The 13056-nt window shown below is 68.9% G+C and carries 15 protein-coding genes; 10 read left to right on the top strand and 5 right to left on the bottom strand.

Annotated features, from left to right (window positions below):
- The first annotated feature begins 12 nt into the window (after positions 1-12).
- The gene (locus tag AB0J74_RS07445) at positions 13-1533 is read left to right on the top strand and encodes an MDR family MFS transporter (RefSeq protein ID WP_363446582.1); all 1521 of its coding nucleotides are present in this window, start codon (positions 13-15) and stop codon (positions 1531-1533) included.
- An 83-nt stretch (positions 1534-1616) separates the two neighbouring features.
- Here the strand turns inward: AB0J74_RS07445 and AB0J74_RS07440 are convergent, their stop codons facing one another.
- From AB0J74_RS07440 to AB0J74_RS07420, 5 genes are all read right to left on the bottom strand, one after another.
- Positions 1617-2465, bottom strand: coding sequence for an aldo/keto reductase (locus AB0J74_RS07440; protein ID WP_363445688.1), 849 nt, complete (start codon positions 2463-2465; stop codon positions 1617-1619).
- Positions 2466-2547: 82 nt separating this feature from the next.
- Complete coding sequence (locus AB0J74_RS07435; protein ID WP_363445686.1) at positions 2548-3417, bottom strand: aldo/keto reductase; 870 nt, start codon at positions 3415-3417, stop codon at positions 2548-2550.
- A 907-nt stretch (positions 3418-4324) separates the two neighbouring features.
- Positions 4325-4852 (bottom strand): hypothetical protein, encoded by a 528-nt coding sequence (locus tag AB0J74_RS07430; protein ID WP_363445684.1) that lies wholly within the window; start codon positions 4850-4852, stop codon positions 4325-4327.
- Between the two features lie 88 nt (positions 4853-4940).
- Positions 4941-5456 (bottom strand): hypothetical protein, encoded by a 516-nt coding sequence (locus tag AB0J74_RS07425; protein ID WP_363445682.1) that lies wholly within the window; start codon positions 5454-5456, stop codon positions 4941-4943.
- A 37-nt stretch (positions 5457-5493) separates the two neighbouring features.
- Positions 5494-5901: a MerR family transcriptional regulator gene (locus tag AB0J74_RS07420; protein ID WP_363445680.1), complete on the bottom strand. Its 408-nt coding sequence runs from the start codon at positions 5899-5901 to the stop codon at positions 5494-5496.
- A gap of 55 nt (positions 5902-5956) precedes the next feature.
- Between AB0J74_RS07420 and AB0J74_RS07415 the strand changes: the two genes are divergently transcribed.
- The 9 genes from AB0J74_RS07415 (at position 5957) to AB0J74_RS07375 (ending at position 13054) form a co-directional block, all read left to right on the top strand.
- Positions 5957-6646 carry an SDR family oxidoreductase gene (locus tag AB0J74_RS07415; protein WP_363445678.1) on the top strand — a complete coding sequence of 230 codons (690 nt, stop codon included), beginning with the start codon at positions 5957-5959 and terminating at the stop codon, positions 6644-6646.
- A gap of 184 nt (positions 6647-6830) precedes the next feature.
- Positions 6831-8861 (top strand): phosphocholine-specific phospholipase C, encoded by a 2031-nt coding sequence (locus AB0J74_RS07410; RefSeq protein WP_363445676.1) that lies wholly within the window; start codon positions 6831-6833, stop codon positions 8859-8861.
- A 106-nt stretch (positions 8862-8967) separates the two neighbouring features.
- Entirely contained in the window at positions 8968-9366 is a 399-nt protein-coding gene (locus AB0J74_RS07405; protein WP_363445674.1) for a hypothetical protein, read from the top strand.
- A 4-nt stretch (positions 9367-9370) separates the two neighbouring features.
- Positions 9371-9700, top strand: a complete 330-nt coding sequence (locus tag AB0J74_RS07400; protein ID WP_363445673.1) for a hypothetical protein — start codon at positions 9371-9373, stop codon at positions 9698-9700.
- 2 nt (positions 9701-9702) lie between these two features.
- Complete coding sequence (locus tag AB0J74_RS07395; RefSeq protein WP_363445671.1) at positions 9703-10197, top strand: hypothetical protein; 495 nt, start codon at positions 9703-9705, stop codon at positions 10195-10197.
- On the top strand, positions 10190-10687 hold the full coding sequence (locus AB0J74_RS07390; RefSeq protein WP_363445669.1) for a hypothetical protein: 498 nt from the start codon (positions 10190-10192) through the stop codon (positions 10685-10687). Before AB0J74_RS07395 ends, AB0J74_RS07390 begins: the two co-directional genes overlap by 8 nt.
- Positions 10688-10697: 10 nt before the next feature.
- Complete coding sequence (locus AB0J74_RS07385; protein ID WP_363445667.1) at positions 10698-11183, top strand: hypothetical protein; 486 nt, start codon at positions 10698-10700, stop codon at positions 11181-11183.
- 5 nt (positions 11184-11188) lie between these two features.
- Complete coding sequence (locus AB0J74_RS07380; protein ID WP_363445665.1) at positions 11189-11686, top strand: hypothetical protein; 498 nt, start codon at positions 11189-11191, stop codon at positions 11684-11686.
- Positions 11687-11695: 9 nt separating this feature from the next.
- Positions 11696-13054: a sodium:proton exchanger gene (locus AB0J74_RS07375; protein ID WP_363445663.1), complete on the top strand. Its 1359-nt coding sequence runs from the start codon at positions 11696-11698 to the stop codon at positions 13052-13054.
- The last annotated feature ends 2 nt before the right edge of the window (positions 13055-13056 follow it).

Below are 13056 nucleotides of genomic sequence, written 5' to 3'. Positions count from 1 at the left end.
GCACCCGCCCGGATGTCCCGCCGTGAGGTGCTGTCCGCGCTGTCCGGCCTGATGGTCGGTCTGTTCGTGTCGATCCTCGCCTCGACCATCGTCGGCAACGCGCTGCCGCGGATCATTGCCGACCTGCACGGCAGCCAGTCCGTCTACACCTGGATCGTCACCACCGAGCTGCTCGCGATGACCGCCACCGTCCCGCTGTGGGGCAAGATGGCCGACCTCTACAGCCGCAAGCTGCTGATCCAGCTCTCCCTCTGCCTGTTCGTGGCCGGTTCGCTGATCGCCGGCTTCACGCCCAACGTCGAAATCCTCATCGTCAGCCGGGTCGTGCAGGGCGTGGGCGCCGGCGGCATGACCGCGCTCGCGATGATCGTGATGGCCGCGATGATCCCGCCGCGCGAGCTGGGCCGCTACTCCGGCATCTTCGGCGCCGTCTTCGGTGTCGGCACGATCGCCGGCCCGCTGATCGGTGGCGTGCTGGTCGACACGAGCTGGCTCGGCTGGCGCTGGTGCTTCCTGTTCGGCGTGCCGTTCACCCTGCTCTCGATCTACCTGCTCCAGCGCACCCTGCACCTCCCGGTCGTCCGCCGCAAGGTCAAGATTGACTGGCTCGGCGCAATGCTGATCACCGCGGGCGTCTCCACCCTGCTGATCTGGTCGACGCTGGCCGGCAGCAAGTTCGACTGGGCGTCGTGGCAGACGGCGGCCCTGGTCGCGGGCGGCGTGGTGATCCTCGCGCTGGCCGTGCTGGTCGAGTCGCGGGCCGCCGAACCGATCATCCCGTTGCGCATCTTCCGCAACCGCACCGTCTCGCTGACCACCGTCGCGTCGATCCTGGTCGGCGTCGCGATGTTCGGCGGCACGGTCTTCCTGGCCCAGTACTTCCAGGTGTCGCTCGGCAAGTCGCCCACCGTCGCCGGCCTGATGAGCCTGCCGCTGATCTTCGGCCTGCTGGTCTCGTCGACGGTGGCCGGCCAGCTGATCACCAAGCACGGCAGGTGGAAGGCCTACCTGGTCGGCGGCGCGCTGATCATGACGGTCGGCATGCTGCTGCTCGGCACGATCGGCGCCACCACCAGCGTCGTACTGATCTCGGTCTACATGGCGGTGCTCGGCATCGGCGTCGGCATGCTGATGCAAAACCTGGTGCTGGCCGCGCAGAACGACGTGCCGGCGACGGAACTCGGCGCAGCCACCTCGGTGCTGACGTTCTTCCGCAGCATGGGCGGTGCGATCGGGGTAAGCGCCCTGGGTGCCGTGCTGGCCAACAAGGTGACCAGCGGCCTGACCGAGCGCCTGGGCGCACCCGCCGGTGGCGGCTCCGACACTGCGGCCGTGCCCAACCTCGCCGACCTGCCCGAGCCGGTCCGCCGGATTGTCGAAGACGTCTACGGCAACGCCACCGCGGACCTGTTCCTGATCGGCGCGCCGATCGCGTTCCTGGCGGTGCTGGCCGTCGTGTTCATCAAGGAGAAGCCGCTGTCCACGCTGAGCGGCGACGAGCGCCGGGCCCAGGAGGCACCGGCCATCCACTGAACCACCGCAAGAGGCCCCTCGCCGTTACGGCGGGGGGCCTTCCGCGTTCCACGGCGGCGCGCCGGCCGCCGGACAGGGCTGGATCAGGAGGAGCGGGTCAGGCTGGCGATCTCGGCCTGGGAGAGCTTGAGGTCGAGAGCGGCCAGGTTGTCCTCCAGATGGGCGAGGTCGCCCGTACCCGGAATCGGAAGCATGGCCGTTGACCGCCCGAGCAACCAGGCCAGGACCACCTGGCGCGGCGACGCGGAGTGCCGCTCGGCGATCTCGTGGATGGTGGGGTTCTTGTCGAGGTCTTGGATCGGGGCCCACGGCAGGAACACCATCGACTCCTGCTCGCACAGGTCTACGATGGACTCGGAGGCTCGATCGTCGACGTTGTAACGGTTCTGGATCGACACGATCGGCGTCATCCGCTGTGCGACCCGGATCTGCTCCTCGTCCACGTTGGATAGACCGATGTGCCGGATCTTGCCCTGGTTCTTGAGCTCGACGATCGCACCGAGCGAGTCTTCGAACGGCACCTTGGGGTCGGGCCGGTGAAACTGGTAAAGCGGGATCTCGTCGAGCTTCAGCCGGCGCAGCGAGCCCTCGCAGGCCTCGACAAGGTGCTCCGGGCGCCCATCGGCGGGCCAGACCATGTTGGGCCCGGGCCGGATCAGGCCACCTTTGGTGGCGATGACCAGATCTTCCGGGTACGGGTGGAGCGCCTCGGCGATCAGTTCTTCGCTCACGTCGGGCCCGTACGAGTCGGCCGTGTCGATGAAGTTGATGCCGGCGTCGACCACCCGGCGCAGCACGGCGATGGCTTCGGCCTTGTCGGCGGGAGGGCCCCAGATGCTCGGCCCGGTGATGCGCATCGCACCGTAACCGAACCGGTTGACGGTGAGATCCCCACCGACGTCGATCGTCCCCGCGGAACTGGCGTTGTGCATGGTTGCAGACACTCCAATCCGATGTCGGAGGGGTGACCCTCCCGAACTGGAGCCTAGCTCCGCTCCCGCGGCGGCTGCTCGCTCAGCCGGCGGCGAGGTTGGTGATAGCCGCGACGTCGGCCTGCGGGAGGTCCACGTCGAGCGCGGCGAGGTTGTCGTCCAGGTGTCGTGGGTCACTTGTGCCCGCAATTGGCAGCATCGACGGCGAGCGCGCGAGCATCCAGGCCAACATCACCTGCCGGGGCTCGGCCTTGTGCCGCTCGGCGATCTCCAACACCGTCGGGTTCGTGTCGGCACCCTGGATCGGGGCCCAGGGCAGAAACACCATCTGCTCCTGCTCGCAGAGGTCCACAATCGACTCTGACCGGCGGTCGTCGACGTTGTAGCGGTTCTGCACCGACACGATCGGCACGATCCGCTGCGCCATCCGGATCTCTTCTTCGGTCACATTGGACACGCCGACGTGCACGACCTTGCCCTGCTCCTTGAGCTGCGCGACCGCGCCCATCGAGTCTTCGAACGGCACCTTGGGATCGGGCTTGTGAAACTGGAAGAGTGTGATCTGGTCGAGCTTCAACCTGCGCAGCGACCCTTCACACGCCTCGATGATGTGCTCCGGCCGCCCGTCCTTGGGCCAGAACCCGTCGGCCTCGCCGTCGTCGGGCCCGGTGCGCACGAGGCCGGCCTTGGTGGCGATGACCAGATTGTCGGGGTACGGATAAAGCGCCTCGGCGATCAACTCCTCGCTCACATTAGGCCCATAAGAATCGGCCGTGTCGATAAAGTTGATCTCGGCCTCGACGGCCCGTCGCAGGGTCGCGATGGCGTTTTCCTTGTTGGTCGGCGGCCCCCAGATCCCCGGCCCGGTGATCCGCATAGCCCCAAACCCAAACCGATTGACCGTAAGGTCTCCGCCGACGTCGATAGTCCCCGCAGCGCTGGCGTTGGCCATGTCACGCACCCCAATCCCTCGTGAGCGACCTCCCTTCGCAGCCTATCGCCGGCCCTCTCGGGCGGCGATATGAGCCCTTTGTAGGTCCTCCGCGTTTGCCGCCCATTTCTGCGAGGGTTCGGGCGGCCCTGGCGAGGCGGCGAGCTGGGGAGGGTCGCACATCGTGCCCGGGCGCTTCTCTACCCGCTATCTGAGCCAGCGCCCGTGGGCGTTGATCCCGTGGGTGTCGCGGCCAGGGATCAGCCCTTGCTCTGCACCCCCTGTAGGAAGCTGGTCCGGGGTGCCGGCGCTTCCTACAGGGGTGCAGAGCAAAGTGGCCGAACACCACTCGCGGCTCTTGCGCGAGATGTATCTGGCGGCAGCGCAGGGCAGCCCCCCACGAATCGGCCTGCACGTGGGTCGGGTTTCTGGCAGCGGCCCAGGGCACAGGCGCCACGAATCGGCCTACACGTCGGCCGGATATCCGGCTGCAGCACAGGGCACGGCCGCCACGAACTCGGCCCACAAATGGGTCGGGTATCTGGCGACGGCGCAGGGCACAGCCATACGACTCGACCTACACGTCCGGCCGGATATCTCCTGGCAGCGCAGAGTACAGCCCCCACGAATCGGCCTACACGTGGGGCGTGCTCGGTAGCAGCGCCAGGCCCGCCATGTCACCACCGGGCTACGCGTAGGGGTATGGCAGAGCAGAGCACCGCCGCCGCGACCCCGCCACCGCCGCACCACAACCGGGGTTCCGCGCTGAGCGCTTGGTGGTAGCGCCCCGCGGCGGCACTCCCCCGGGCGGCCCGGCCTCGACGTGGGGCAGTACCGCCGGCAGAGCAACAAATCGGGCACCGCCGGAAAGGAGAGGTTGAGAGCCAAGCATCCGACGAGCAGCCTCGGCCTGGAGGCGGTGCGGGCGTTAGTGGCGGGCCAGGCGGAGGCTGCGGTGGGCTGGCCAGTCGAGCGTCAACGTGCCGCCTACCGGGATCTCGCGCCAGCGGGCCTCGGCCGCGTGTAGCGCGGCGACGGCCGATCGGGCCTGGTCGGGCGGTGGCGCGTCGGCTGGACGGGACGCGAACCACTGCGTGGTCAGCTTCGCGAGATCGGCGGCGGGTTTCGCGGCTGCCGCCTCGACGAAGCCGCCGAGGAGTTCGGCGTGTTGGATTCGGTCGCGGTAGGCCCGGATCAGTGCCGCGGAGCGGTCGGCCGCGTGCGGTGGGCGCCGGCCGGACTGATGGGTCATGCTCTTGAAGACCACGCCACCCGCGATCGCGGCCCAGATGCCGTCCGGCAGGCGCATCGCGTCTTCGATCGTGAAATGCACCAGGTCGTGCGGGATCGCGCCGGTGATCGGGCCGGCGTTCATCCGGTAGACGACCTTGTCGTCGCGTTCGATCAAGATCGAGCCCCACACGTGGTCGGGTGGTCGCTCGAAGGTCACCCGCATGACGCCAGGGTGGACCCGCGCCCTCGCCCCGCTCAACCGAATATCGCAACCGCTCGGTCGTGGCCCGGGTGGCCGCCGCCGGGGTCGGTCAGCGGGGGTGGGTGAGGCCGCGGTCGCGGGCCAGGCGGGACAGGATCGGGCGGATGCTCAGGCCCGTGCCGCCCAGGGCGACCATCCCGATACCCAGGTCGACCGAGACGCGGCCCTGGCTGGCCCAGTAGACGTCCTTGAGGTCGAGCAGCAGGGCGAATTCGTCGACGATCAGCGCCAGGCCGGAACCGTAGGTGACGCCGGTCAGGGGTTTGCCCCGCGAGCGCTCGGTGCCGGCGACGGCGATCGCGCCCACCGCGCTGACCAGGCCGATGCCCCACATGTAGTGGTGAAGATGGATGCCGCCGACGGTGATGTTGTGGAAACGGGTGCCGCCGCGGCGGATGCCGTAGGTGATCGCGCGGACCGTGGCGAAGGTGACCGTGAAACCCAGCCACGACCAGAGGACCGAGCGTTCGCGGGGCTCGAGTTCCTCGTGGTAGGCCCGGCGCAACTCCGCCGGCGTGGGCACGGCGGCCTTGGACGTGGGTGCGCCGTCGGAGCCGTCGGTCATGCCCTCAAACGTACCCTTAAATGCAATTTCTTCGGGTTTAATCGGCGGAAGCCGGGCCCGACCACAGCTGCGCCGCCTTCCCCTCGGCCAGGTGCTTCTCGTAGACCCGCACCTTGTAGCTGATCATGCTCAGCGCCGACGACAGCGCCGCGATCTGGTCTGCGATGCGCTCCTCGTGTTCGCGCAACAGGGCCAACCGGGTTGACTCGTTGCCCGGCCCCTCGCGGATCAACTCCGCATAACGCCGGATCGCCTCGAGGGGCATGTCCGATTCGCGCAGCCGAGCACACAGCGAAACCCATTCGACGTCGTCGTCCGAGTAGACCCGCCGGCCGCTGGCGTTCCGGTTGATCTCGGCGGCGAACAGGCCCTCCCGCTCGTAGAACCGCAACGCGTGCACGCTGAGCCCCGTGCGGGTCGCAACCTCGCTGATCGTGTACGCCATGCCCAGCACCCTAACGACTTGAGCTAGAGGGCGCTCTAGCTCATAGCCTCCGCCCATGACCGTCACCCTGATCACCGGCGGGTCGAGCGGCATCGGCGCCGCCACCGCCCGGCAGTTGCTCGCCCTCGGCCACCAAGTCGCCGTCACCGGCCGGCGGGCCGAGCGGCTCGACCGGTTCGGCGCGGACCACCCCGGCGCGCTCGCCCTGGTCTCCGACAGCGGTGTGCCGGCGGACGTGCAGTCCGCGGTCGACACCACCGTTGCCACGTTCGGCCGGCTGGACAACATCGTGGCCAACGCCGGCTACGCCACCCACGACGGCCTCGACGACGGGGACCCCGAGGGCTGGCGCGACATGGTGCTCACCAACGTGCTCGGACCGGCGTTGCTGATCCGGGCCGCGTTGCCGCACCTTGCCGCAACCAAGGGCCGGATCATCCTGGTCGGCAGCGTCGCCGGGCTGATCCACACGCCGGGCAACATCTACGGCGCGACGAAGTGGGCGGTGACCGGACTCGCCGGCAACACCCGGCAGATGGTCACCGACAAGGGCATCGGCGTCACGCTGGTCTCCCCCGGCGGCACGTTGACCGACTTCTTCGAGCCCGCCGGCGGCGCGCCGGAGCGGCCCGGCGGCTACCTGACCGCCGACCAACTCGGCTCGACCATCGCCTGGGCTCTTTCGCAGCCGGAGGGCGTCGACATCAGCACGATCACCGTGCGCCGGATCGGCTCGCCCTACTGAAGCGAGGCGCCGCGCGGGTCCCCCCGAATGGATCCGCGCGGTGCCCCCTTGTACACGCCCTCGGTGGTCAGGAACGTTGTCACCTCCGCCGCCCGACCGTCACCTGTCGTCCACTTCGCGCCGATAGCTTCCCCCAGGCCAACACGGCAACAGGCCAGCTAGGACCCTCGGGGAGGGCGGAGCCATGGGCGCACTCGATCGTCGTACATTCCTCAAAATGGTGGGCGCGCCAGCGGTGGGCGCGGCCCTCCCGGCCGGCCTCGACAAGGCCCTCGCGATTCCGGCGAACAACCGGCACGGCTCGATCGCCGACGTCGAGCACGTCATCTTCCTCATGCAGGAAAACCGATCCTTCGACCATTACTTCGGTACGCTCCGCGGCGTTCGCGGCTTCGCCGACCCGCACCCCGTCAACCTGCCCAGCGGCAAGAGCGTGTTCCACCAGCCCAACGGCACCGGCGAACTGTTGCCGTTCCGGCCGCAGGTGCCGGACCTCGGCCAGACCTTCCTGCCCGACCCGCCGCACGGCTGGAACGACGGACACGCGGCCTGGAACGAGGGCCGGCACGACCAGTGGGTGCCCAACAAGGGCGTCACCGCGATGACCTACCACACCCGCGCGGACCTGCCCTACCAGTTCGCCCTCGCGGACGCGTTCACCGTCTGCGACAACTACCACTGCTCGCTGCTCGGCCCGACCGACCCGAACCGCTACCACATGTGGTCGGGCTGGGTCGGCAACGACGGCAAGGCCGGCGGCCCGGTCATCACCAACGCCGAGGCCGGGTACGACTGGTCGACCTATCCCGAGCGCCTGGAACGCAACGGCATCTCGTGGAAGATCTACCAGGACGTCGGCCTCGGCCTGACCGCCGAAGGCTTCTGGGGCTGGACCAGCGACCCCTACATCGGCAACTACGGCGACAACTCGCTGCTCTATTTCCACCAGTACCAGAACGCGAAGCCCGGCACGCCGCTCGCCGACAAGGCCAAGCGCGGCACCGAGGTCAACAAGGTCGGTCGCGACCCGCTGAAGCTGCTGGCCGACCTGCGGTCCGATGTGGAGCAGAACCGGCTGCCCAAGGTGTCGTGGATCGTCGCGCCGGAGGCCTACACCGAACACCCGAACTGGGAGCCCGGCTTCGGCGCCTGGTATGTCTCCCAGGTCATCGACATCCTCGCCTCGAATCCAGAGGTGTGGAGCAAGATGGCCCTCTTCATCACGTACGACGAGGAGGGTGGCTTCTTCGACCACATGCCGCCGCCGACCCCGGGGTTGTCAACGGTGTCAACGGTCAACGAGATCTTCCCCGGCGACGCCAAGAACCGCCCCGGCCCCTACGGCCTCGGCATGCGCGTCCCGATGATCATCGTGTCCCCGTGGACCCGCGGCGGCTGGGTCAACTCGGAGCTCTTCGACCACACGTCGCTCATCCGCTTCATGGAGACGCGCTTCGCCGGCCGCAACCGCGATCTGGTCGAGGCCAACATCACCCCCTGGCGCCGCGCCGTCGTGGGCGACCTGACGTCGGCCTTCGACTTCAAGACGCCCAACCGGTCGCAGTCGGTCAAGCTGCCGGACACCGACGACTTCAAGCCCGACAACCTGGTGCGCTTCCCGGACGAGGTGCCGGTGCCGCCGGCCGACCAGGCGGTGCCGCGCCAGGAGCAGGGCGTGAAGCCGGCCCGCGCGTTGCCGTACACACTGGAAGTTTCGACCGTCCCCAATGGTCTCGCGTTCCGCAATCTCGGTCAGGCGACCGCGGTCTTCCAGGTACGCGAGGCCGGAAGCACCGCGGCGCCGCGGTCCTACACGGTCGAGCCGGGCAAGCGGCTCTCCGACACCTGGCCCGCGGGCGCGGACCTCACCGTGTACGGCCCGAACGGCTTCTTCCGCCGCTTCGCCGGCGACGCGGGGCTGACGGTTTCGACGTCGTACGACGAGCGTCATCTGTCTCTTGACCTGACCTTCGCCAACCACGGCCGGAAGCAGTTGTCGGTTACGGTCCGCGACGGCTACCGGGGGCGGCCCGTGACGCTGTCGCTGCGCCCCGGCGAGATGGAACGTCGGGAGTGGTCGCTCAAGCACAACCACGGCTGGTATGACCTGTCCGTCTCGGTCGCCGGCAACCCGCTGTTCGAGCAGCGCCTCGCGGGTCACCTGGAGAACGGCGAGGACAGCTTCACCGACCCGGCCATGGGTGGCCTGGTCTGATCCACCTGCTCGCCGCGAGGCAGGGACGCACGCCGGTCCCTGCCTCGTGTCTTGTTTGGGCAGTTGTCCGTCGCTAGCATCGGACATCGATGTCGGAGGGGTGGTCATGACCTCGGGGGATTTCGACCAGGCGCTCAGTGCCGCGCGGCAGGCGTTGCAGGACGCGATGGCCGGCGCGGCGTCGGCCGTCCCGGCCACGGGCAACGGCGTCGGCGCCGACGGGTTGATCCAGGTCACCGCCGAGGGCCAGCGGCTCACCGAGGTGGTCGTCGACCCGCGGGCGATGCGGTTGCCGGCGGAGGAGTTCGGTGCCGAGTTGCTGGCCGCGGTCAACGCGGCCCTGGCCGAGACCGACCCGGCGGTGGCACCGGAAGCGGCCGCCCTGCCCGACCCGGCGGCGCTGACGCGACAGCTCGAGGAGCTGCAGAACCAGAGCCTGTTGCAGATGGCCCGCTACACCCAGTCGATCACCGAGGTCATGGCGGCGCTCAAACAACGGGGGTAGCCGGATGGAGGGTTTCCAGGTCGAGCCGGAGTCGTTGCGCAACAGCGCAACCGGGCTCGACGACGTGGTCGACCGCTTCGCAGACACGCTGGAGCAGTTCGAGGCGACGATCAACGGCTTCGGCCAGCCTTGGGGCGGCGACGACGTCGGCTCGATCATCGGCGAGCTCTACATGGGCATCCACGACCTGGCGATGACCTGCTTCGAAAGCAACGGCGAGCTGCTCGGCGAGTTCGCACACGGCCTGCACACGATGGCCGACAACTTCGAGGCGGCCGAGAACGAGGTCACCGACAGCCTGCTGCGGCTGCAGAACCTGCTCGGCGGGGGCTGACCGTGGGCCTGCAACTTCCCGGTGAGCTGGTCTCGCTGCTCGGCATGCTCGGCTACAACTGGCCCGAGGCCGACGAGGAGAAGCTGTTCGAGATGGCCCAGCACTGGCTGAGCCTGAGCGGCACGGTCGACGCGATCAGCGCCGAGGCACAGGGCCACGGTTCGTCGGTGGTGGCGACCAACGCCGGCGAGGCCATCGCCGCGTTCCAGAGCCGCTGGTCGGGCCAGGACGCCCCGGTGAAGAACCTGACCGACGGCGCGACGGCCGCACAGGGCGTCGGCTTGGGCCTCATGGTCGCGGCCGGCGTGGTGCTGGCCCTGAAGATCAACGTAATCGTCCAGCTGGTCACGCTGGCCATCCAGATCGCGCAGGCGATCGCCACGGCAGTGGTCACGTTCGGCGCGTCCCTGCTGGAAATACCGATCTTCAAGATGATCACGTCGATGATCCTCGACCAGTTGATCGGCTTCGCGATGCAGGCCCTGCTCAATGGTTAAGGGCCGGCTGAGGCGCCTGAAGCGGCAAGGCCGAGGCGGCTTCGCGCGGGGCGTCTTCGGCCCGATCGGCGACCTGCTCCGGCCAGGGCAGAGCCTGCACAACCTGGGCCTGCCAGGCAACCGGCTGCGCCACCCGGGCGCGACACCGTTCCCCGCGCGCTCGTTGCGCGGCCGGTCGATCCGGTCCCTGCGGCGCGACCGCCCGGCCAACTGGCGCGAGGTGCCGACCCGCGACAACGAGGGCTTCATCTGGCTCGACGAGAACGGCGTCGAGCGGTTGCGGTTCATGCGCCCGACGGGCGAGAACCCGGCCAACAGCCAATGGTCCCGCCAGGCCAACGGCTACCTGCGCTGGCAGTCGTCGCAGTCGACGCCCGGGATGGCCGACGAAGGTAAGCTCTTCCTCGATGTCGACGGCAACGTCGTCAGCCGCACCGACCCGAATTTCGCGGAGTCGACCCACATCATGTATGAGGGCCCGTGGCCATAAGGAGGACCCGGTGGAGCTGATGCGCGACCCTCGGGAGGCGCTCAACAACATCATGGAGGCCCTCCTGTTCACCTACCGCTACGACAGCGGGCGGCGGACCTTCGTGCTGATCACCGAATACCCGTTCAAGTCACCCGGCAGCGTCCGCGAGTTCGCCGCGTTCTCGTTCGAAGACGCCGATTTCCAGCGAGTCCCGGGCGACCACGAGCCCTATCAGGGGCACGGCGAGAGCTTCCAGGCCAAGGGCCCGGGCGCCTTCGTCATCCAGAGCGTCCGGCAGAAGACCGATGTCGGCTCGGGCCGCGACCAACTGGAGTTGTGGTTCGGCCCCAACTTCGGTGGGGTCGTCGTCACCTACGGTGCGGTGCGGGGCTACACGCGCGGCTCGACGGCGGAGAAGGTCGGGCCGTCCGAGTGGGTCTATCGCGACTCGAAGACCAACAAGCCCTTCGACTTCGACTATCCGTTCCCGTCGCTGGCGTCGCCCCCGGCTTAGCGATCGTGGATGCCCTGCCCGACGCCGGTGCTGCGCTCGGCGACATCATGGAGTCGTTCGTCCTCACCTACCGGCACGACGCCGCTACGCGAACCGTGTTGCTGGTGACGGACTATCCGTTCACGTCGCCCGGAAGCATCCGGGAGTTCGTCGCCTTCGTGTTCGACGACGCCTCGTTCGAGCGCCTCCCAGGTGACCACGCGCCCTATCAGAGCGTCACCGACGCCTACCAGGGCAAGGGACCGGGCGGGATGGTGGTGCAGCACATCGGGCGGCGGTCGGCCGGGCCCGGCCGCGAGCGGGTCGAGTTGTGGTTCGGGCCCAACTTCGGCGGCATCGCCATCACCTATGGCGCGCTGCGCGGGTACAGCCGGGGTTCGACGGCCACGCAGACCGGCCCGGCTTCCTGGCAATACCGGGACTCGAAGACCGACGAGACGTTCGATTTCCCCTACCCGTTTCCGTCGTTGACTGATGGGCCCCCGTACACGCTGGTCATTTAAGGTCCTGGGGTGTCTTTCGGTTCCAGGCGGACGCCGCCCGCCCTCGGCCTGGTGGCCCTGTTCGCGACCGTGCCCGGCGTGGCCGTTTCGCTCGGGGGCGTGCACCTCATGCCGCCGGTCGCGGCGGCGCTGTTCGGCATCTCGATCGTCGGCGCGGCGTTCCTGCTCGCGTGGGCGGCCGAGGCGGCGCAGATCGACGTCTCCGCCGGTCTCGCGGTCGCGGTGCTGGCGCTGATCGCGGTCTTACCGGAGTACGCGGTCGACTTCGTGTTCACCGCCCGCGGCGGCGAGGCGGTGGCTGCGCACGGGCCGTCGTGCCGCGCGCCGGGCGAGGAGACGTCGGCGTGCTCGCTGGCCCTGGCCAACATGACCGGCGCCAACCGGATCCTGGTCGGCGTCGGTTGGGCGCTGGTCGTGCTGATCGCGTGGCGCCGGATGCGCCGGCGCGGCGTGTCGCCGGCCCGGGCCAACCGGGTGGCCCTCAACCGCGCCGACGCGGTGCCGCTCGTATTCCTGGGGCTGGCCTCGGTCTACTGCCTGGTGCTGCCGTTCAAGCGGACGCTGTCGCTGGTCGACACGGTCGTGCTGCTGTCCATCTTCGTTGGCTACAGCTGGCGGATCAGCCGCGCGCCGGCGGGCGAGCCGGACCTGATCGGCCCGTCGGCGTGGATCGGCGGCCTCGGCAAACGCCCGCGCCGTACCGTGGTGATCGGCCTGTTCGTGGTGGCGGCGGGCGTCATCCTGCTGACCGCGGATCATTTCGCGCAGGCGCTGGTCGATACCGGAGCGGATCTCGGCATCAGCGAGTTCCTGCTCGTGCAGTGGGTCGCCCCGCTCGCGTCAGAGGCGCCGGAGTTGCTGGTGGCCGGCCTCTACGCGTGGCGGCTGCACACGAGCGAGGCGCTCGGCGCGCTGGTCTCTTCCAAGGTCAACCAGTGGACGCTGCTGGTGGGCACGCTGCCGATCGTCTTCGCGGTGTCGAGCGGCGGGTGGTCGGGCCTGCCGATCGAGTCGGCGCAGCGCGACGAGCTGTTGCTGACGGCGTCGCAGTCGCTGCTCGCGGTCTCGTTGCTGGTCGGGCTCTCGCTCTCGGTGCGGGCGGCCCTGCTGTTGACGGGTCTGTTCTTCCTGCAGTTCGCGCTGAGCGCCGCGGTCCCGTCGTCGTGGCGCGGACGTGAGCTGGTCGCGCTTTCGGTGGTCTACCTGGCGCTCGCGGCCGTCGTCCTGTTCCGGCGCCGAAAGGCGCTCCTGCCGATCTTGAAGGACGGGCTGTTCACCCCCTACAGCGCCCTGGGCGACGACATGTGCTGCACCACGGCCGCCGGCAAGCTGAGGTTGCGGGAGCGAGTCCTAATTCGCGCCGAATGACC

The sequence above is a fragment of the Asanoa sp. NPDC049573 genome, from assembly GCF_040676615.1.
Lineage (GTDB): Bacteria > Actinomycetota > Actinomycetes > Mycobacteriales > Micromonosporaceae > Asanoa.
Note: the sequence above shows the minus strand (reverse complement) of the source record. Positions and strands in the feature narration are given on the sequence as shown.

Coding starts and splice junctions, on each gene's coding strand:
- AB0J74_RS07445 (WP_363446582.1), top strand. CDS start 13: ATGTCCCGCCGTGAGGTGCTGTCCGCGCTGTCCGGCCTGATGGTCGGT.
- AB0J74_RS07440 (WP_363445688.1), bottom strand. CDS start 2,465: ATGCACAACGCCAGTTCCGCGGGGACGATCGACGTCGGTGGGGATCTC.
- AB0J74_RS07435 (WP_363445686.1), bottom strand. CDS start 3,417: ATGGCCAACGCCAGCGCTGCGGGGACTATCGACGTCGGCGGAGACCTT.
- AB0J74_RS07430 (WP_363445684.1), bottom strand. CDS start 4,852: ATGCGGGTGACCTTCGAGCGACCACCCGACCACGTGTGGGGCTCGATC.
- AB0J74_RS07425 (WP_363445682.1), bottom strand. CDS start 5,456: ATGACCGACGGCTCCGACGGCGCACCCACGTCCAAGGCCGCCGTGCCC.
- AB0J74_RS07420 (WP_363445680.1), bottom strand. CDS start 5,901: ATGGCGTACACGATCAGCGAGGTTGCGACCCGCACGGGGCTCAGCGTG.
- AB0J74_RS07415 (WP_363445678.1), top strand. CDS start 5,957: ATGACCGTCACCCTGATCACCGGCGGGTCGAGCGGCATCGGCGCCGCC.
- AB0J74_RS07410 (WP_363445676.1), top strand. CDS start 6,831: ATGGGCGCACTCGATCGTCGTACATTCCTCAAAATGGTGGGCGCGCCA.
- AB0J74_RS07405 (WP_363445674.1), top strand. CDS start 8,968: ATGACCTCGGGGGATTTCGACCAGGCGCTCAGTGCCGCGCGGCAGGCG.
- AB0J74_RS07400 (WP_363445673.1), top strand. CDS start 9,371: ATGGAGGGTTTCCAGGTCGAGCCGGAGTCGTTGCGCAACAGCGCAACC.
- AB0J74_RS07390 (WP_363445669.1), top strand. CDS start 10,190: ATGGTTAAGGGCCGGCTGAGGCGCCTGAAGCGGCAAGGCCGAGGCGGC.